Genomic DNA, 19,908 nt, shown 5'->3' on the forward strand with positions numbered 1-19,908 from the left:
CGGTCTCGCCTGCCGATTCAGCGACATCCCCAACCTTTTTGGCCGCATCAGAAACCCCTTCTGTCACTTTGTCTAAGAAGTTCTGAGCGTTGGCAGTTGAACTGCTTGAAAGGTGGAAAAAAACCACCATCGCGATGAAAGCCAAAGGCATAAAGCGCAGCATTTCTTCCTCCTCTCGGTTTTGTTTTTTGCAGAAACGTACCTGAGACCCTTCGCAGTGAAAACCCGTTGGCTAGCATGTTGTCGCTAACACGCGATATGTCCGGTGTATGTAACATGCGATCTGTCCGGTTCTATTCTGTCTCTGAGAGGAGGCGTTATGAACCGAGCAGAAGTGTTACAGGAAGTTCGACTGATGAAGTTTGAAGATGTGTATTCGCGGCGAAGCGCGAACAAGCTGACGCAAGAACAGGCGGCTGAGATACTGGGTGTATCCGTGCGCACCGTCAGGCGTTGGGAGGATCGATTTGAGGCGGATGGTGCAGAAGGTCTGTACGACCGTCGGCTTGGCAAACTGGCCAACAATCGTGTTGCCACGGATAAGGTCATGGAGATGCTTGAACTGTTTGATACCAAGTACTGGGATTACACGCCGAAGCATTTCCACGAGAAGCTGGTGGCCCACCATGGTTTCACACAGAGCTACAACTGGGTGCGGCTTACACTGCAGCGCCACGGCCGGGTTCAGGCAGCACCCCGACGAGGTGCCCATCGGCGCAAGCGGCCCCGCCGTCCGATGGTTGGCATGATGTTGCATCAGGACGGCTCCAGCCATGAATGGGTTCCGGGTCAGTGGTGGGATCTGATCGTCACCATGGACGATGCCACCAACCGGGTTTATTCGGCATTCTTTGTCGAGGAAGAAGGGACGATGAGCAGTTTTCAGGGGCTGACAGAGGTGATCGAGGCGCAAGGTCTGTTTTGCTCGCTCTATGCCGATCGGGGCTCTCATTACTGGCATACGCCCGAAGCGGGCGGCAAAGTGGACAAGGACAATCTGACCCAGGTCGGGCGCGCCTTGCAGCAACTCGGCATTGAGCTGATCCCGGCCTATTCACCGCAGGCCCGTGGACGGTCTGAACGCATGTTTGGCACGTTCCAGAACCGATTGCCGCAGGAACTGCGGTCCCATGGGATCACAACCATTGAAGAGGCCAATCAGTTCCTGAAAGAGGTCTATCTTCCCGAACACAATGCCCTGTTTGCAAAGGAGCCGGAGGATACGACCTCGGCCTTCGTGCCGTTTACAGGCAATGTGCGCGACACCCTGTGTGTGCAGGAAGACCGCGTCGTCGGCAACGACAATACGGTGCGCTACAAGGGCCTGGTCATGCAGATCGCGGCAGACAGGCACCGTCATCATTTCGTCAAGGCGAAGGTCAGGGTCCACGAATACCCCGATGGTCAACTGGTCATCTTCCACGGCCCGAGATGCATTGGCCGCTACCAGCCTGACGGATCACCCATCACACAGGAGGATAGCAAACACAAAGTCGCGTGACCCGCTTCGACGTGGCGCGAACGCGGTGGCCCAAATCTACGGTCGCCTACGGCTCCCTCCGAATTGGGCCACCGCGCAATCAACTGAAGCGGACAATTGGCATGTTACCTACACCGGACAATTCAGAATGTTCTCGACACCCGTTGGCTAGCATGTGGTACGAACGCTTGCTTCGCATGGCTTTGGTGTCCGAAACCGCCAGCCTTCGACCGATTGTTTTCACAAGTGAATTTTCGCGGCCAGCCTAGTTCAGATACCGGTTGCGGAGGGTTTCAATATCCGCGTCCGTCAACCCAAGTCCCTCACGCAGGTAGTCCTCCACCGAGCCGTAGCTAGCCTCAACGCTCTTGTAGAACTCATCAAGATAGGCCTCTCGCACCCCCAACGACGGCCAGACTGCTTCCGACGTCATATTTGTCCCTTCGGCCGCATTGACCTCGGCTGCGATCTGCTGGGCCTTGTTGTCCGCGTCCTTGAGCGTATTGCTCATCATGAAATCCGATTGGATCTCGTCTTTGGAAACACCAAGCGCTGTCAGTACGAGCGCGGTCGCGACACCGGTACGATCCTTGCCGCCCGAACAATGATACAGAACCGCCTCACCCTCGGGCTGGTCCAGCAACACGTCGAACAGATCTCGATACTCTTCGGTGTAGTTAGTTGCGATATAGCCAAAGGCCCCTAAGAACAAACCATCTGTTTTTGCTTCGGTTGCCGTGCCCGCCCTGATGCTGGCACGCATATCATCAATCATCTGGCTTTCATTCTCCATCACTGGGAAGTGATGGCGCGCAGGCCCCTCTCCTTCGGGCCATTGCGCGGGATGCGCCGTTGCCTCGGACGTTGTTCGCAAATCAACGATTGCGCTGACACCCATATCGTCCAGGCGCTGCATGCTGGTTGCGCTGATCTGGTCGATCTCACAGGATCTGATGAGCTGCCCTGCGCGTACGGTGCGACCGTCCTGTGTTTCCAGGCCACCCAGGTCGCGTGTATTCAAGACACCCTCTAGCGGGATGGCACGATCCTCGGTCGCGAGAACTGGATGAAAGGTACCGGCGACAAACAGCAGGGTCGCAGCACCGATAGATCTGAATAGTCTCATGTCTCTCTCCATTGCTGTGTCGAGCGGGACCGTGATCGACGCGCCCCGAAGGGCGCGCCGTTGAAGGCTATTCTTGCCAGCTCATGAACACCTCGCGGGCCTCTTGGCTTCCAGGCCGCAGGTTTTCGATGCCGCCATAGGGGATATCTTTGCCGATCTCGGAGTTTGGATACTTGGCGATCATTTTCTGATGGCGCTTGATCATATCCTGGAACGAGGCACCGGCCCAAAGAGAGTATCCAACCAGCGGGTGTTCTTCGCGGGGGTCGCGATAGACGTTATAGGTCGGCGCTGCGGCCCCGGGGGCGCCGGGCGCGGGTAGATGCATCTTGAATTCCTGCTTGACGACCGAACGCAGAACCGGCCCCTCGTAGACGTACACGTAGTCGCGGCGGCCATTGCCCTCACCCTCAAGAAGCAGGGCGGTCTGGTCGATACCGTCAATCACCCGGTCGCGCGGGATGAAATCCGTTGCACCTGCGATGCGGGCCATCGTCGTGTAGATATCCGAGACGTGAAAGATGTCACCGGCAGCACTGTCAGCTTCAATCACTCCGGGCCAGCGAATGAAGGCATCTGTGCGGACGCCGCCCTCAAGATGCTGGGTCTTGCCGCCGCGATAGATCAACTGGTTCAGGCCCGACGTCCCCTCGTAATGATACATCAACCCGTTATCCGCCATGATCATGACGATGGTGTTGTCGGCCTCGCCGGTCTCATCCAGTTTGGCCAGCACCTCTCCGATCCAGCCGTCGAGCAGTTGCAGCTTGTCGGCATGGAAGCCGCCGTTCCGCGACAGCGCCTGATCCGGGTAGACGAAGTTCAGCGGGTAGAGCGGCCAGTATTGCAGAAAAAACGGCTCATCCTGCGCGGCGACTTGTTCAAGCTGCTCCAGTGCCTGCGCCTGATAGCGTTCGTTCATCTGTTCGTACTTGGCCTGCGTCCATTCTTCGCCCGCTTCCATGTCAACTTCGCGCGCGGCGCCGCCTGCCTGTGCCTCGACACCGGTGACCAGACCATAGGGCTTGAACCGTTCATCCAGCAGAAACTGGTTGTTCTGCCCCGAGGAGTGATATCCCAGCATGTTGTTGGCCTCCATGGCCTCGCGGGTCATCAGGCTGAGTTGAACCTGCTGGTGCAGCGGAAAAACCGCGTAGTCAAAGCCCTGATTGTGCGGATAGGCTTCTTCGATATCGCCCTGATGCCACTTCCCCACATGCGAGGTGTTGTACCCGGCCTGTTTCAGGATCTCCGGCAGGGTAACCTCGCTCGCGGGCAGTCCCTCGCCGACCAGAGCAACCTTAACCTCTTCCACTCCGGCTCGGATCGGGTGCCGACCGGTCAGCATGGCCGTGCGTGTTGGCGTGCAGGAGGGCTCCGTATACATGCGCATCAGCGACATGCCTTCACTGGCGAAGTCGTTGATATTGGGGGTCTCGATCCCCATCACATAGTTCATCTTGCGCTCGCCCATCTGGCCGAAGCTGATGTCGTCGATAAGAATATACAGAAAGTTCGGAGGCTTGCCGTCATTGGCCTCGCGGATCTCGGCCAACCTGGCCTCAATCTCAGCATCCTGCGCGTCCCATTGATCCCCGAACTGGGCCCGTAGGAATTCGAACTCACCATCATGAACGATCGCCTCTTGCTGCGCGCTTGCAGGCATGACGCCCAGCATGGCAAACATACAGGCTGCGACACTCGTCTTACGTAAGGCTCTAGTCACTCTCGGACCTCCTTTTGACACTCGTAGATTCCAACGCCTGAACGATCAGTTCGTGGCATTTTGCGGAAAGGGATTGATTTGACCGTTTTGCCAGCTCTGAAAGCTGGCAATGTTCCGAAGGCGTCAGGAACGTCACCACACGTTCGGATCGGGCATCCCCCTTCGGTAGCCGAGGGCGGCCCATTATCGTATCGTTTGAAGACTCCGGCTTCACTTGACATTCCACCTATCGAATTCGTTACATTACCGGTAAACTGTCAGGATCTGGGGGTGGACCACATCAAGAATTCGCCAAATATGCAAAACGCTGCGCCGTCCGGTTGGGGCGGAGCGTCACCGGCGATGGCCCTATCTCTTGATCATCCAAACAGAATCGGAGAGCTCACGCCCTGGGAGATCGACTTTCGTCAGCTCGATCCCGGTCGGTTGTCCACGGCGATATCCGTGCGCTCAGGACAGGCTGTCTCTGCCCTCAACATCGCGATGAACCAGCGCGTCCACCAGCGTGGTGTTTCGCCGGACGGATGGAAGACTTTTGGCATTCCCACGCGCGGCGCCATCGAAAAGTGGCAGGCCAAAGACGTCACGGACAGCGCCTTTCTGGTCTTCGGTGATCGGGATGGCTTTGATGGCATCACGACCGCAGGGTTTTCAGGAAGCGTTGTTTCGTTTGCAACCGAAAGGCTAGAAAAGCTGGCCGAAACCTGCGGGTTTTACATCGAGGGCAACGAACCGGAAGCCCGCAAATTGGGCACCAATGCGGGGTTGGCCAGCATGGCGCGACTGCAGGGGGCTGTCGTCCGGTTGCTGAACGACGCAACTGCCAACTGGTCTCAGGACACTGAAGAGGCGCTGATGCTTGAGGCCCTCAAGATCCTGACCGATACGGACGCGCATTTTGACAAAAGCCAAGCCGAGACCAGGCGGCGCGCCCTGAGCCGCGCAATTGATCTGATGCTTGCCAATCTGGAGGACCCGATCTCAATCGAAGAGATCTGCAAAGAATGCGCGGCCTCGTGGCGCACATTGGACCGCGCCTTCAAGGAACAGTTCGGTCTTGGTCCAAAGGCGTACTATATGCGGCTCCGGCTAAACCGGGTTCGCGAGGACCTGCTGAACAGATCCTTCGATGGCTCAATAGCGGATGCTGCCAACAGCCACGGGTTTTGGCATATGGGCCAGTTTGCGAAAGACTACCGACTGTTCTTCGGTGAGCTGCCTTCGGACACAAAATAAGGGGTCGGCTGGAGGGTGCATCAATTGCATTGATCATACCTGTAGTCCCCGTATTCCAACCAGTTTGCCGAGCCTTCGCTAAAAATCAGAAACTCGGATCTGTCTTCCCCAAGCAGGGCAACGACAAATCCGGCGGGCGGCTCATAGTTTCCGAAGTAACTGTAGGCCGTCATGGCTCTGATCGACTCCCCATTGACCGTTACTCGCGCGTCCCATTCTCCCTCCGGGTTGTCCAAAATTACCGGTTCGATGACACGCTCTACCGCTCCGCCGCCACAATAGACGATGCCTTCGGGGGGTTCGTAGGAAGCCCCCTGGCTAGGATCTGAATCGCAAGCGGAACGAAGGGACTGAATTGCCGCGCTGGAACCTTTCAATTCAAAGATTCCATAGCTGACATCTTGATCAATCATGGACAGGCTAACGGATGCATTGGCCGCAAGCTGGTCCAGTACAAAACCATAATCCTGCTGGCTATTGAAACTGACTTCGACAGGATAATTGTCGACGATCTGCACAGCAGCGTTTTCTGCGCCAACCTGAAATGCGCCAACTTCGGTGGTGCCGTTCTTCAAAAATCGAATGGAGAGCCCCTGCTTTTCCACGATGTCCTGGCTATCCTCATACCCAACCGGAGCAAAGCGGATACGATTACACTGAAGTTCCAGCGTCATGTTACCGGTCTGAATAAAAGCATTGGGGTTGGGCCCGGAACTGAACGACCACTCCGCTGACGCTGTGGTCGCCATTGCCATCATCAGTGTTCCAATGGAAATCGTTTTGAAACTCATTTTCTCTCTCCATGGTGTTGTGATTCGAACTGTCATTCAGCCAGAGTTTCCGGCTCGTTACTCGGGCACCTAGGTTAGGAAACAGGTGGGCCGTATTCGTTTGCGCCTTCTTGGGAAGGTCGTGTCAGCCACCAGATCATCAGGATGGACAGAACCAATGTCGAGAACATTCTGAATTGTCCGGTGTAGGTAACATGCCAATTGTCCGCTTCAGTTGATTGCGCGGTGGCCCAATTCGGAGGGAGCCGTAGGCGACCGTAGATTTGGGCCACCGCGTTCGCGCCACGTCGAAGCGGGTCACGCGACTTTGTGTTTGCTATCCTCCTGTGTGATGGGTGATCCGTCAGGCTGGTAGCGGCCAATGCATCTCGGGCCGTGGAAGATGACCAGTTGACCATCGGGGTATTCGTGGACCCTGACCTTCGCCTTGACGAAATGATGACGGTGCCTGTCTGCCGCGATCTGCATGACCAGGCCCTTGTAGCGCACCGTATTGTCGTTGCCGACGACGCGGTCTTCCTGCACACACAGGGTGTCGCGCACATTGCCTGTAAACGGCACGAAGGCCGAGGTCGTATCCTCCGGCTCCCTTGCAAACAGGGCATTGTGTTCGGGAAGATAGACCTCTTTCAGGAACTGATTGGCCTCTTCAATGGTTGTGATCCCATGGGACCGCAGTTCCTGCGGCAATCGGTTCTGGAACGTGCCAAACATGCGTTCAGACCGTCCACGGGCCTGCGGTGAATAGGCCGGGATCAGCTCAATGCCGAGTTGCTGCAAGGCGCGCCCGACCTGGGTCAGATTGTCCTTGTCCACTTTGCCGCCCGCTTCGGGCGTATGCCAGTAATGAGAGCCCCGATCGGCATAGAGCGAGCAAAACAGACCTTGCGCCTCGATCACCTCTGTCAGCCCCTGAAAACTGCTCATCGTCCCTTCTTCCTCGACAAAGAATGCCGAATAAACCCGGTTGGTGGCATCGTCCATGGTGACGATCAGATCCCACCACTGACCCGGAACCCATTCATGGCTGGAGCCGTCCTGATGCAACATCATGCCAACCATCGGACGGCGGGGCCGCTTGCGCCGATGGGCACCTCGTCGGGGTGCTGCCTGAACCCGGCCGTGGCGCTGCAGTGTAAGCCGCACCCAGTTGTAGCTCTGTGTGAAACCATGGTGGGCCACCAGCTTCTCGTGGAAATGCTTCGGCGTGTAATCCCAGTACTTGGTATCAAACAGTTCAAGCATCTCCATGACCTTATCCGTGGCAACACGATTGTTGGCCAGTTTGCCAAGCCGACGGTCGTACAGACCTTCTGCACCATCCGCCTCAAATCGATCCTCCCAACGCCTGACGGTGCGCACGGATACACCCAGTATCTCAGCCGCCTGTTCTTGCGTCAGCTTGTTCGCGCTTCGCCGCGAATACACATCTTCAAACTTCATCAGTCGAACTTCCTGTAACACTTCTGCTCGGTTCATAACGCCTCCTCTCAGAGACAGAATAGAACCGGACAGATCGCATGTTACATACACCGGACATATCGCGTGTTAGCGACACATTCCGATTGAGACCTCTGGACAAAACGTGGCCAATAAAATAAACTGTTTCGAATGCGTGAAGCTATGAAAGCGAGGCGATCTTGTTGGACAAATCTTCGAAACTGCCTGTGTTCTCCAAGGACATGTGCGCCGAAGACCTGGACAGAATGATGGAAAATGCTCAGACGGCGTCAAATTTCCTCAAGGCAATCAGCCATGAAGGGCGCTTGATGATCTTGTGCTACCTGTCTTCGGGTGAAAAATCTGTCACGCAGATGGAAGAAATGCTCTCGGCACGCCAGGCCGCCGTGTCTCAGCAACTATCTCGCTTACGCTTCGAGGGCTTGGTCAAAACGCGACGCGAGGGGAAAACGATCTATTACAGATTGGCGGATGATCGATCGACACAGATTCTGGAAGTCGTCTACGATCTATTCTGCAGGGAAAAGTAGAAGCCGCCAAAAATACCCGCCAGCTTTGGGAGGAGACTGGCAATGTTTGAAGCATTGGGAGACGCCAACACCGTCGCCCTGATCGGTTTGATCGGTGGCATTGTGTTGGGATTGGCCGCCCGCATTGGCCGTTTTTGCACATTGGGTGCAATCGAAGACTACCTCTACGCAGATGATGACCGGCGGCTGCGCATGTGGGCAATTGCGATCGGCGTAGCAATTGTCGGAAGCCACTTGGCTATGGCTTTAGGATGGCTGGACCCTGTTGGAACAAGGTACCTTGCACAGACCTGGAACCCACTTGGGTCGATCGTAGGTGGCCTCATGTTCGGTTACGGAATGGCCATCAGCGGGAATTGCGGCTATGGCGCGCTGGCAAGGCTTGGGGGCGGCGACCTTCGATCATTCGTCATAGTATTGATCATGGGTCTATCTGCTTACGTTGTCATGTCCGGGCCCCTCGCATATTTGCGCGTTTGGGTCTTCCCCGAGGAAATGGATCTTAGTGGCCCCCAGAGCATTAGCTTCCTTGCCGAACAACTGACCTCTATCCCAGCTTGGCTCATTGGCTCCGTCATCGGTGTTGCGTTGGTGATTTTCTCCTTGGCAAACCAGCGCTTCCGCCGCACTCCAGCACAGGTGTTCTGGGGATCTGTAGTTGGGCTGGCGATCGTATCAGGATGGCTCGGCACGAATTGGGTGGCGACGCACGGTTTTGATGGTGAACCGGTTCAAACCCATACCTTCGCTGCTCCCCTTGGCGACACAATATTCTACCTAATGACAGCCTCTGGAAACACTTTGTCCTTTGCGGTAGGATCAGTCTCCGGCGTTCTCATTGGCGCATTCTTGGGGTCCTGGTCCAAAGGTCATTTAAGATGGGAAGCATGCGAGGATCCACGTGAACTCAAGCGTCAGATGCTCGGCGCGGCGATCATGGGGCCAGGCGCGATCATCGCGGTCGGTTGCAGCGTCGGACAAGGTATATCTGCCTTCTCACTTTTGGCCTACAGCGCGCCTGTAACATTCGCTGCCATATTCGCCGGTGCGGCGATTGGGTTGAAACAACTCGTGTCTGGGCTGTCCTTCATAGCTGAGCGTTGACGTCACAGTTCAAACTAGAATTCACGTGTGGAGGACGGTTTCAGTAGTTCGCTCTTGTTGAGAAACCGATGGTTTTTAAAGGCAAATAGTCCGCAAACCATGCCCGTTAGAAGTTCGAAAAGTCAGATGACCATCGCGGCGCAAGCCGCCGGTGTCTAAACGACAGACCCGCAACTTCCGGTTTACGCCTCAAAACCTTCCCGTTTGTTTTGCCCATCGCTGCGGTGTGGTTCACCATAGGAGACATCCGCTGCCTTTGAGATTTGGCATTGAATCCGAATGATCGGATAGTGAAATCTTTCACACGTGGAGCAAGGCTACTCACAAGAACGAATATGAGCTCGCGTCGATCTTGCTAAAGGTGATCCGTTTGACAGGCCCAACAATCCATTGATTATGTGCGCATGACCAAAGCTCAAAGACCGCCAAAGCCAAAACCAATTCCTTACACCCCGGAGCCGGACCGCTATGAGCGGATGGTGTATCGGCGAAGTGGGCGATCCGGTGTGAAGCTTCCTGTTGTCAGCCTAGGCCTGTGGCATAATTTCGGTGCGGACTCGACGCACGAAAACAAGCGCGCCATGTGTCGAACCGCGTTCGACCATGGGATCACTCACTTTGATCTGGCGAATAACTATGGTCCACCACCCGGATCGGCCGAAGAGGCATTTGGCGAGATCCTCAAAACGGATTTCGCGGGTTACAGGGATGAGCTGATCATTTCCTCCAAAGCAGGCTACGACATGTGGCCGGGACCCTACGGAGAGTGGGGGTCGCGCAAGTACATGATTGCGTCTTGTGACCAATCACTTGCGCGCATGGGGCTTGATTATGTCGACATCTTTTATTCCCACCGCTTTGACCCCGACACCCCGCTCGAAGAAACGATGGGCGCGTTGGATCATATCGTACGGTCTGGTCGTGCGCTCTACGCAGGTATCTCGAGCTACAACTCCCAACGCACGCGCGAGGCGGTGAAAATTCTCAACGACCTTGGGACACCTTGTCTGATTCACCAGCCTTCTTACAATCTGCTCAATCGGTGGGTGGAGCGGGACGGCTTGCTCGATACTCTGGATGATCTTGGGATTGGGTCGATTGCGTTCACGCCGCTGGCACAAGGCATTCTGACTTCCAAATATCTGACCGATATTCCGAGTGGCAGCCGTGCCACGCAAGGGAAGTCATTGCTTGATGGCATGATCAACGAGCGGTCATTGGCAAGTGTCCGTGCTCTGAACGACATGGCTGAGGCACGCGGTCAAACTCTGGCGCAAATGGCTCTGGCCTGGGTGCTCAGAAATGGGCGCGTGACGACCGCACTTATTGGCGCGTCCCGGCCGCAACAGATCGTAGATTGCGCAGGCGTCGTTGATAATCTCGACTTCAGTGCTGACGAACTGAAAAAGATCGATCAAACAAGCTCAGAAGAAGATATCAATTTGTGGGCGCGGTCCTCAGAAACAGAATGACCATCCTTAGAACGTGCGCAAAAGCCAAACCTTCCAGGAATACGATCTTTAGCTGTCAATCGGCATTGAATAATGACCCCCCATCGGCGTCCAAATTTGACCCCCCTTGGAGCTAAGAGGGGCGTTGAGGGGGTCGTGTTTAGGTTGATTCAGGAGGGGGTGGACAGCAGGTCAAACCGAAAAGAGAGCGTAGCTCGACTGAAGGTTTGACCTGCTGTCTGTTTTGAATTTATTCCCCGATTTCGAGGTTAGTCGCGGTGGTTAATTCGCCAGCTTTCGTTCCCGGTTTCGATGATATCGCAATGGTGTGTCAGTCGATCCAGGAGAGCAGTGGTCATTTTGGCATCTGTGAACACACTCGGCCATTCAGCAAATGCGAGGTTGGTTGTTAGCAGAATAGACGTTCGCTCGTACAGTTTGCTGATGAGATGGAAGAGTAATCGTCCACCAGACTCTGCGAACGGCAGATAACCGAGTTCGTCTATAATCACGAGGTCGACGCGGATCAGCTGCTCGCTGAGCCGCCCGGCGTTGCCTTCGCGATGTTCAGCCTCCAGCTTGTTCGCGAGATCCACAGCGCTGAAGAACCTGACCCGCCGGCGGTTATTGACCGCGTGGCCCCCGATCGCTGTTGCGAGATGCGTTTTGCCCGATCCGGTTCCACCGACCAGCACGCCATTCCTGGCCTGGTCCATAAAATCGCCGTCATGAAGATTGCGCACGACTTCCTCGTTGACGGGGCTGACCGTGAAGTCGAACTCAGGTAAGGACTTGCAGACCGGGAACTTTGCGGCACCCATCTGATACCGGATCGAGCGCGCAGTCTTTTCGGCCAGTTCGGCCGTGAGGAGTTCGGCCACGACCTGTTGGGGCCGCCAGTTGTTTTTGGCTGCGGCCTGCATCACTTCGTCAAAGCAGTTGACGATGCCTGGCAACTTCAGTTGACGGGCAAGTTCGAGAATTTCCTTACGCAGTTGCATGGGAGCCTCCAAGCCTGTCATAGCGAGCGCAATCCGCGATCGGTGCCATTTTCAGCTGCAGGTGGGCAGGCGGCTCAATCGCCTTTGGCGGCGGGGGATTGGTGCGCCGAGAGACAATGTTCAGGATCGCATCGGCCTTGCGCAGGCCAGATTTTAGAGCTTCTTCGCAGGCAGCCTCGACCACATCAATGTCGTGCTGGTAAGCAGCGAAAAGAATATCGGCAAGTTGCCGGTCTCCGTCGGATGTGCCCCGCAGATGGGTCCAGATCTGCGTCATTGCCGGTGGTAGGTCCCAGTCACGGAACGGTGCTCCATTGCGCAGAGCGCCAGGCTTGCGCTTGAGGACGGGCACATAGTGCCAAGGGTTGAAGATCGTTTTTCCTCGGCCGAAGCACCGTTCGTGCTCTCCGACAATCTCACCGTCTTGGCGCAGGACAATCCGCGTGGCGTAGACCTGCAACTGGACCTGACGTCCAACAGCTCTTGCCTCAACGCTGTATTTGTTTCTTTCGAAGTTGATCAGGCAGGTTCGGCTCACGGCGACCGTCTTTTCACGGAACCCGACGAAGGGCTTCTGCAGATGCGTCAGCAGCGGCTTTTCCTGCTGGAACTCCTCCCAGACCGTCACCTCCAGGTTTTCCGGATGCCGCAGTTCTTTTGCGCGTTTGATCGCGTCTTTTTGCAGCCGGGCATTCAATTCATCGAAGTCGGCCACCTCCAGACGCGGTGTAAAACTATAGGCGCGGCTCTCCTTGACCAGATTCTCAACCTGACCCTTCTCCCAACCGGCCGCGCGCGTACAGGCGATCGGGTTCACCAGATGATGAGAACACATCCGGGAGAATGCCTTGTTGAACTTTCTTTCCTTGCCCGACAGGATCGCATCGACGGCGGTCGTCATGTTATTGTAGATCCCGTTGATGCAGCCTCCACCAAAGAATTTGAAGGCCTCGTCGTGGGCATCAAAGACCATCTCCTGCGTCTCGCGCGGATAGGCAATGGAGAATGGCATGCGGCTATGGCAAAGTTTGAAATGGGCAACCTTCACGGTCGTGAGTGCACCGTCCATCAAAACCGTCTCCACACTCCAGTCGAACTGGTACGCCTCCCCAGGATCAAAGATCAGCGGGATGAACGCCTGCGCCTGTTGTCGGCCGTGCGCAATGCGCCAATTCTTTGTGTAGCGTCGAACACTGTCATACCCGCCGCCAAAACCATCATCGGAGAGTTCCTTCCAGATTTTGGTCATCCGCTTGCGGTGTTTCTTCGGAAGCGCCTCGTTCTCCTCAAGCGTTTCATCCAGACGCGCGCGCCAAGGCCCGAGCACCGGGTATGGCTGCGATTTGCGCTCATATTTGAACTCCGTCACTCCCGATCGGATTATCTTTCGAACCGTTGCACGGCTCAAATTGAGCGAACGGCAAATTTCCTTGATGCTCTTTTTTTCGATCAGGTGTAAGCGACGCACTTTTCTAATAGTTTCCACGCAAATCATCCCGCTTGCCTCTCCATCGACTGCTCAATGAAAAGGATGTCTACAACCATAGGGAGGGGTCAAATTTGGACGCCGATTTCCCCGCTTAGGGGGTCAAAATTGCACGCTTTTCTACAATCTTTAGCGAGTTGAACGTTTCTAGTTCGGCCAACCAGCTAACGTGAGCCATCGGCCCAATATGTTCAACCAAACAACGGTTCAAAGTTGCATAGCCATTTCGTGCCAAGTCATTCCTCCATGATCAGAGGTTGATGGACGAAGATACTTGTACCCAAATCTCTGATAAAGCGGGACGTGATGCTCTTTGCAGATAAGGTAGATCGCGGATTTACCCATTTTTCTCATGCGGCCGATGAATTCAGTCATCAATGCCCGCGATAGGCCTTTTCCTTGATGCTGCGGATCCACGACGAGAGACATAATAACGACGTTTGGCGCGTCGGAGTCATGCCCTACAAGCTCTTTGAACTCCTCATCAGACATTTCGACGTCGTATGCACATCCGCAATTCACAAAGCCGACGATCTCGCCTTCGACCTCAAGAACAAGGAAACCATCGTGATAGACCTCGATTCTCTTTACTATCTTTTCGAGGGTAGCCGCTTCGTCGCCTTCATATGCATCAGTCTCGATCTCAAAGCATCGAATTGCATCAGAGGGTTGGGCATTTCGAAATCTGTTCATGCATTTACACTATGAACGATGGGTCAAGTTGTATAGCCACCGTCGGTTTTGCTCGCATCATTGCTCAATCTTCGCTCGGCGCAGACACTCACTACACTTACTCCCGGCGGCAGCTTTGCGGTCAATGTTGCCCCAGGCGCGGACACATTCTTTTCATCCCACAACAACGCAGCACACCCTTGACCGTAATCAGTTGCACATTTAGCCGAGTTTGATCTGCCCGCTGGGACGACCCGGCCAAGCAAGGGCGTTTTTTTCAGGACGACCTGCCAAACTAGAGGTCGAACATGACAACTAAAACCAAACAAGCCAGGAAACTGATCGAGGGTAGACCTGCCCTAATCGTAATCGACATTTAAAAGAGCACGTTTATTGATGACAGCGAAGTACGCTCCATCGACAACATGCCGGGCTACAAAGAGCACATGATCGCTGCGCGTGATTTGGTTGACGCCGCGCATGAGAGCAAAGTGCCCGTCATCTTCGTTCAAGAAGTCCATCGTCCCGATCAGGTCAACTTCGGCAGGCAACTGGATGGTGACGAAGACATACACTGTCTCGAAGGTGATCCAAGAACGGAAATTGCAAAAGATGAGAAGGGATATCGCAAAGGTGACTACATCGTACCGAAGCGACGGTCTTCTGCATTTTTTGGCACCGATCTCGAAATCCTGCTGCGCGGTTTAAAGATAGACACACTATTGTTGTGTGGCGGTTTGACGGATGTTTGTGTGCACTACACATTCGTCGATGGCCACCAATCAGACTACTTCTGCCGCGTAGTAGAGGATTGCGTTGGCGGGTCATCTGCCCAAGCCCATGAAGCTGCTCTCAAAGCAATGGAGTATCTACAAACCGGCGCTGTTCAGAGCCGAGAAGCAGTGATCAAGGCAATCTCGTCGCTCTAAATTGCAATCGAAACGTTAGTGCCTGTTGAGGTATATAGTTTTTTTGGGTGGCGAAACTTGAGGAGATTTTATTCGCTTGCGCGAGTGCTTGATCCAACACTTCTGTTCCATATGCAAACCAACTTAGTAGCAATCCGGCTACCTATGCTTTGACGCAGGTCAACACCCCATTACGGCAGGCTCCAAACAGCGGCAGTTAGTCTATCGTGAACAGCTCCTGTCTTTCAGCAACACCGCGCAATCTGTATTGCCCCAGGGAAACAAGACTTGGAATGGAGCCCACCAAGTCGCCCGCCACCTTATCGGAAACCACAATGTTCTGATCAAGCGCGCTGCACATGCCTAAAATGCGCGAAGTTGTATTTACCGCTGGGCCGACTACTGTGAAATCCAAGCGAGACCTACCGCCAATATTGCCGTAAAGAACATCGCCTGCGTGCAACGAGAGAGTGAAGCCGGTCGTTGGCAAACCATCCGCTTGCCGTCGTTGGTTGAGTTCCTCAAAGGTATTTCGCAACTCCGCGGCCGCGTGAATTGCGACGCGGCGAGCGTCCGGAACTTGATTGATATCGAAGATGGCAAGCATTCCATCTCCCATGAATTTCAGAACGTTACCGCCATTGCGTTCGACTACGTCAACAGCTTCCGCGAAGTAGTCGTTTAGCAATTCTATGATTGAGTCCCCCGGAAGCGCCTCTGACAATTTGGCAAATCCTTGCAAGTCAAAATACCAAATCACCGCTGAAATAGTTTCCGATGAACCTCGGGTGATGTCCCCGGAAAGAACGCGCCTACTGGCGTCCTTGCCCAGATATGCGGCTGTAATGTCTTCAGCCATCAGTCGGTTCGCCCCACATTTCAGCGTCAGGCAAAGTGGAGATATCAGTTGACGCAAACCATCAAGTTGCTCGCTTGTGAAGCCCCCGCTCGCATCGGTTGTCAACGAGATTATGGCACCTTCCTCGGCCTGCATTGGATCGACTGGCGTAGTATTGTCCTGAATAAGGAAGAACCGTTTAACAGCGAAGTAGTCAGTTGCACCGCGCTCGCGAAGTTCGTCGAAGATCGGAAAATTGAGCGCGGGTTCTTCGACAGTCAGGTCTTGTCTGATCTCTTCAACGTTGTTTGCCAAAAGATAGTAAATCGGGCTTAGAACGTATTCCTCAGGCGCATCCGTTCTCCGGACAAAGTTCTCTCGCTCGTTGCCGCCATCCCTGTGCCAGCGAAAAGCGACGGTTCCAATCTCGGGATGATGAGCGCGAACAGTGATGTTTGCTCTTTGAAGTGGAATTCCTGCCGAAACAAGACGGTTGCAGAATGCTTCAAGCCAGAGCTCCACAGGCGCATTCTCCAAGCCCTGTTGAACCAGCCAATCGGCTATGTCCTTAACGGCGGCGGTCAGTTCCCAGTTTTGGACTAATGGGGCTGCCATGATGACCTCACAACGGGTTGTCTCAACAGTTAGCTCCCAGTCTATTTCACTTCAAGGACACCTCAACTTCAATTTCCAGCGGTTCTCACTGCCCAAAGCGGACAAAGCTGCCGTCTTCATTCATCTCACGCTTTCTTTTGAAGGCAAACACAGAAAGAGCAATTTTCAAGGCACCCATGATTTCGAAAGATCGCTTGGATATAGCGGGGGTCGGAACGTCAATCTTATCCTATTGCCTAAGTTGATCTATATCCGGAACACAGGATCTTCGGTGTTCGGGTAATTCTGTCGCTCCGTCCGCGCGTTTCTGGAAAACGTTGTGGTGAAGAAGCTTGATTTTCGGATGCGTCAGCGACCCAACGACCTCGAACGGCCACGCGCTCCGCGACAGGGGCCTGCCGAGTTTTCGGGCCTCGGCCTGAATTGAAATCGTGTTTTTTACCCAATCCAGATCGCCGTGGGCAACAAGCTGTACCTTTTTAGTTTCCGCGACAAACGAACTGAACGAAACGTCGCCAGCATCGATTTTAATGGGAGCGGCGAGGCACGTGATCTTGCTGTAACCCTTTCTCAGTTCTTCAGAAATTAGCCAAGGAAAAATGCCAAGACCGGACAGTTCGAGAAGACTGGTTGATATTCCACCATTTGTCATCAAGATAGATGCATAGCCTCTCATCGAGTTAAAAAAAGTCTCAACCGAGCGCCTGTTTCCGGTAAACTCAAAATTCCCATGAAGCTGGCCTACTGCCGAGTATTTGGTATCAAACTCGTTGAACAAGGTTGCCAGATTCCAATCCTTTATTGTGCCTTGAAGTGAAAGCAACCGCGGGCTCTTCACCATATTCATTTTTGCCGTAGCGGAGAAATGACCTCCATCATAGGCGACATCGACCGGCCCAAGCTGGGCAAGGCCGTTCTTTGCCTTGAGATGGCTGGACAGGCTGGTTATTCCCTGTTCGCCCTCGATTTTTTTGATATCAATGGACACATCGACATCCTGATCGAGCAGAAAGTCTTCTACCTCGACAAGATCACTAACTTTGCCTTTCGAAACCTTGTGCTTTGCGCCACTGGTTCCGGGTTGGCGAAAGCTTGTTGCAATGCGTGAGACAAAAGCGAAAACGTTTCTAACGTCTTGAAGTTCGATACTTTGACTCGAAACCATGCCTTGCGTCAGTGGACGCGCGCCAGACGTGGATATCTCAAGTTTGGCACTCAGTTGCGACTTTCCGGATCTAAGCCCAAGTACGCTAGAGAAGTTGTCTTGTTTTCCGTTGGCGGACAGGCTGACTTTTAATTGTCCGGCTTTGATTGTTTTCTGCCCAATGGCCGCTAGGAAACGGGCGCTGTCTTTGACATCCAGATTGAAATCGAAGGACAGGTTTTCAAATTCGTTTACGTTCCCGAGCTTAGCCTGGGTTTTAAGCACCCATATTTCGGTATCAACGGTCTGCGCATCGAATTTATTGAGGCTTAAGAACCCCTTTAGATCGTCCACCGAAAAACTGCCTTCGACGATGCCAAGCGATTTTGCGCTTAGGCCTCGGAAAAACAGCGATGACGGTATCGACATCGTACCGCTAAAGTCGACCTCTTTCAGGCGCAACAGGTCTTTTATGTTGCCTTTGGCCAAAAAATAGGGTCCATCTTGGGGTCCAGCCTGCAAGCTAATATTTTCCAGCATCAGATTACCATTGTCAGCGCGAAACAGACGGCCAAAGCGAACCGGACCTATCTGTTTTAACTCATTGTCAAACGCATTGGTCGTCAGAGTCAGATCCTGAAACTCCAGCGCGTTTTCAGTGCCAACAACGTGAGTTGAAAGGTCGGTAAGCTTTAAGTCCTTTAGATCCGTGGCCGTTTCAGGTGGATCAGCCTGCGGATAAAGGCGTCCATCAACTGCAAGATCGATACCTTCAAAGCCGATCAGATTTTCGATAGAGCCTTCAACTGTCAGCAATTGACCTTTTGAAAGGTTTAAGGCCGTGCTGAGATCTGAGACTTTCAGCTTTGGGTTTTGGCTTTCTATGTCGGCCGCTAGATTTGCCCGACCTTCAATATCGCGATCCAGTCGGAGAAGTTCCAGAAGATCGCCGATTTCACCAGTATCCAACGTCAGTTTGCCTTTGAAACCGCCACCATTTTCCTCCGAGATAGGGCTGCCATTGAAGTCAAGCTGCATCGCTCCGAAATTCGCGTTTGTCGTGAATGGCTGGCCTCGTGGATAGTCACCTTTGATCTTAAAGCTCTGCCCGTTCACGGTTCCATGGCTTGTCACTGTTGCACCGGAATTGTCACCGAGTTGATCCAAATGCAGATTTTCCAATTCGAAATCGAATTCGAAACCAGTTGTCTCATTGTCCGCGATCAGAGAAACGGACGTGAAAGCTGCTGTCTTGTCGCTCAGGAAATCTAGAATACCACCCGTATCATTCTGTATCCCTAATGCTGTCGTACTAACCTGAGGCCGATTGGTCGCAACCCAGCTTTGCATCCCGTCTGCATCGGTCAGTAGTCGAACTTTCAGTCCATCGATGATCAAGTTGTCGATTTTGATCTGACCTGAAATCAACGCTGGCAGGTTTAATTCAAGCTCCAGAACTTCTAGAGCTGCCAAATTCACGTTTTCTATTTTCTCGCTGGGCACTTCTACTTTGGTTGCACGGACGTGGGTTGTTGGTCCCAAAACGACGCTCACATCTCCTCTTATTTGCACTGTCTGTCCGAATTGTTCTGAAAGCATCTTTTCCAGAACCGGCGTTCGAAAGTCGGAGAAAACAGGCAACGCTAAGGCAGTCCAGAAAAGCGCAATGACGACAACAATGAGCAGGGCGGCATGTCCAGCTATTCGCAAAATCAGTTTCATGGAACCCAACACCTTCGCCTCACATCGCCTAAGCTAACAAACGTCTGCTCAAAGCGACACTGCCCTTGGCGGTTGCGGAAACGTCCATTGAAATGCCAAATTCATTTGTACCAAAATAAACAACGTGCATGTTTTTTGGACAATGCATCAATCTGAAGACGAGAAAGAGCGATGGGCCTTTGGAAAATCGTTTTGACCTCAGCCTTGCTTGCTTTCCCGTTTGCGATGGGCTTGCTTGCTTTGTTTGGCGCTTTCACCACTGTGGTTGAGTTGGAAGACTATTCGATTTCAGGGTTGCTTTTTGCTTTATTCACAGCCCTAATGTTTGTCCTTCCGGCACCCCTCTTTTTGCCGCTGTTTTTCGTAATTGTGCCTTGGGTCGCCTTGATACCGATAGTCGCTATTCTCGCGTCATCCGTTGCTGTCCGAGTAAAAAATCAGCCCAAGAAAACCCTTTTTGCAATCTGGCTTATTGTTTGGATCGCTGTTTTTGCCGCCGCGATTTCAACAGGAAAGATATCTGCTTGACACAAGTGTGGACCAAATCCACTGAAAGCGGGTCTCTTTGCTTTTCGAACTGACAGCGCAATCCTGGTTCACGGGTGTAGAAAAGCGTG

16 protein-coding genes are annotated in these 19,908 nt (G+C 53.7%); 7 read left to right on the top strand and 9 right to left on the bottom strand.

Features of this window, described 5'->3' with window-relative positions; all coding sequences use genetic code 11:
• Positions 1–319 precede the first annotated feature (319 nt).
• On the top strand, positions 320–1,501 hold the full coding sequence (locus tag ACOERD_RS26990; protein WP_419737631.1) for an ISNCY family transposase: 1,182 nt from the start codon (positions 320–322) through the stop codon (positions 1,499–1,501).
• Between the two features lie 244 nt (positions 1,502–1,745).
• On the opposite strand, the gene ACOERD_RS26995 is transcribed toward ACOERD_RS26990, so the two are convergent.
• Positions 1,746–2,618 (bottom strand): tyrosine-protein phosphatase, encoded by an 873-nt coding sequence (locus tag ACOERD_RS26995; protein WP_419741059.1) that lies wholly within the window; start codon positions 2,616–2,618, stop codon positions 1,746–1,748.
• 55 nt (positions 2,619–2,673) lie between these two features.
• Positions 2,674–4,332, bottom strand: coding sequence for a sulfatase-like hydrolase/transferase (locus ACOERD_RS27000; protein ID WP_419741060.1), 1,659 nt, complete (start codon positions 4,330–4,332; stop codon positions 2,674–2,676).
• A gap of 78 nt (positions 4,333–4,410) precedes the next feature.
• Between ACOERD_RS27000 and ACOERD_RS27005 the strand changes: the two genes are divergently transcribed.
• Positions 4,411–5,568, top strand: a complete 1,158-nt coding sequence (locus ACOERD_RS27005; RefSeq protein ID WP_419741061.1) for a helix-turn-helix domain-containing protein — start codon at positions 4,411–4,413, stop codon at positions 5,566–5,568.
• 20 nt (positions 5,569–5,588) lie between these two features.
• Here the strand turns inward: ACOERD_RS27005 and ACOERD_RS27010 are convergent, their stop codons facing one another.
• Entirely contained in the window at positions 5,589–6,359 is a 771-nt protein-coding gene (locus ACOERD_RS27010; RefSeq protein ID WP_419741062.1) for a hypothetical protein, read from the bottom strand.
• Positions 6,360–6,656: 297 nt separating this feature from the next.
• Positions 6,657–7,838: an ISNCY family transposase gene (locus ACOERD_RS27015; protein ID WP_419737600.1), complete on the bottom strand. Its 1,182-nt coding sequence runs from the start codon at positions 7,836–7,838 to the stop codon at positions 6,657–6,659.
• 203 nt (positions 7,839–8,041) lie between these two features.
• Here ACOERD_RS27015 and ACOERD_RS27020 point away from each other — a divergent pair, with 203 nt between their 5' ends.
• The 3 genes from ACOERD_RS27020 to mgrA all read left to right on the top strand — a co-directional run bounded on the left by ACOERD_RS27020 (position 8,042) and on the right by mgrA (position 10,926).
• Positions 8,042–8,350, top strand: coding sequence for an ArsR/SmtB family transcription factor (locus ACOERD_RS27020; RefSeq protein WP_170380040.1), 309 nt, complete (start codon positions 8,042–8,044; stop codon positions 8,348–8,350).
• Between the two features lie 42 nt (positions 8,351–8,392).
• The gene (locus ACOERD_RS27025; protein WP_419741063.1) at positions 8,393–9,454 is read left to right on the top strand and encodes a YeeE/YedE family protein; all 1,062 of its coding nucleotides are present in this window, start codon (positions 8,393–8,395) and stop codon (positions 9,452–9,454) included.
• 440 nt (positions 9,455–9,894) lie between these two features.
• Positions 9,895–10,926 (top strand): L-glyceraldehyde 3-phosphate reductase, encoded by a 1,032-nt coding sequence (gene mgrA, locus ACOERD_RS27030; RefSeq protein ID WP_419741090.1) that lies wholly within the window; start codon positions 9,895–9,897, stop codon positions 10,924–10,926.
• A gap of 248 nt (positions 10,927–11,174) precedes the next feature.
• On the opposite strand, the gene istB is transcribed toward mgrA, so the two are convergent.
• From istB to ACOERD_RS27045, 3 genes are all read right to left on the bottom strand, one after another.
• Entirely contained in the window at positions 11,175–11,906 is a 732-nt protein-coding gene (istB, locus tag ACOERD_RS27035; RefSeq protein WP_419737606.1) for an IS21-like element helper ATPase IstB, read from the bottom strand.
• Positions 11,893–13,401 (bottom strand): IS21 family transposase, encoded by a 1,509-nt coding sequence (gene istA, locus ACOERD_RS27040; RefSeq protein ID WP_419741064.1) that lies wholly within the window; start codon positions 13,399–13,401, stop codon positions 11,893–11,895. Before istA ends, istB begins: the two co-directional genes overlap by 14 nt.
• 198 nt (positions 13,402–13,599) lie before the next feature.
• Positions 13,600–14,085, bottom strand: a complete 486-nt coding sequence (locus tag ACOERD_RS27045; protein WP_419741065.1) for a GNAT family N-acetyltransferase — start codon at positions 14,083–14,085, stop codon at positions 13,600–13,602.
• 404 nt (positions 14,086–14,489) lie between these two features.
• Between ACOERD_RS27045 and ACOERD_RS27050 the strand changes: the two genes are divergently transcribed.
• A complete protein-coding gene (locus ACOERD_RS27050; RefSeq protein ID WP_419741066.1) occupies positions 14,490–14,993 on the top strand; it encodes a cysteine hydrolase family protein in 504 nt (167 codons plus the stop codon).
• A 196-nt stretch (positions 14,994–15,189) separates the two neighbouring features.
• Here ACOERD_RS27050 and ACOERD_RS27055 read toward each other — a convergent pair whose 3' ends face one another.
• Positions 15,190–16,425 (bottom strand): adenylate/guanylate cyclase domain-containing protein, encoded by a 1,236-nt coding sequence (locus tag ACOERD_RS27055; RefSeq protein WP_419741067.1) that lies wholly within the window; start codon positions 16,423–16,425, stop codon positions 15,190–15,192.
• Between the two features lie 229 nt (positions 16,426–16,654).
• Positions 16,655–19,291 carry an AsmA family protein gene (locus ACOERD_RS27060; protein ID WP_419741068.1) on the bottom strand — a complete coding sequence of 879 codons (2,637 nt, stop codon included), beginning with the start codon at positions 19,289–19,291 and terminating at the stop codon, positions 16,655–16,657.
• A gap of 192 nt (positions 19,292–19,483) precedes the next feature.
• Here ACOERD_RS27060 and ACOERD_RS27065 point away from each other — a divergent pair, with 192 nt between their 5' ends.
• Positions 19,484–19,819 (top strand): hypothetical protein, encoded by a 336-nt coding sequence (locus ACOERD_RS27065; protein ID WP_419741069.1) that lies wholly within the window; start codon positions 19,484–19,486, stop codon positions 19,817–19,819.
• Positions 19,820–19,908 lie beyond the last annotated feature (89 nt).

Origin of the sequence: Ruegeria sp. (assembly GCF_965199275.1) — a bacterium.
GTDB lineage: Bacteria > Pseudomonadota > Alphaproteobacteria > Rhodobacterales > Rhodobacteraceae > Ruegeria.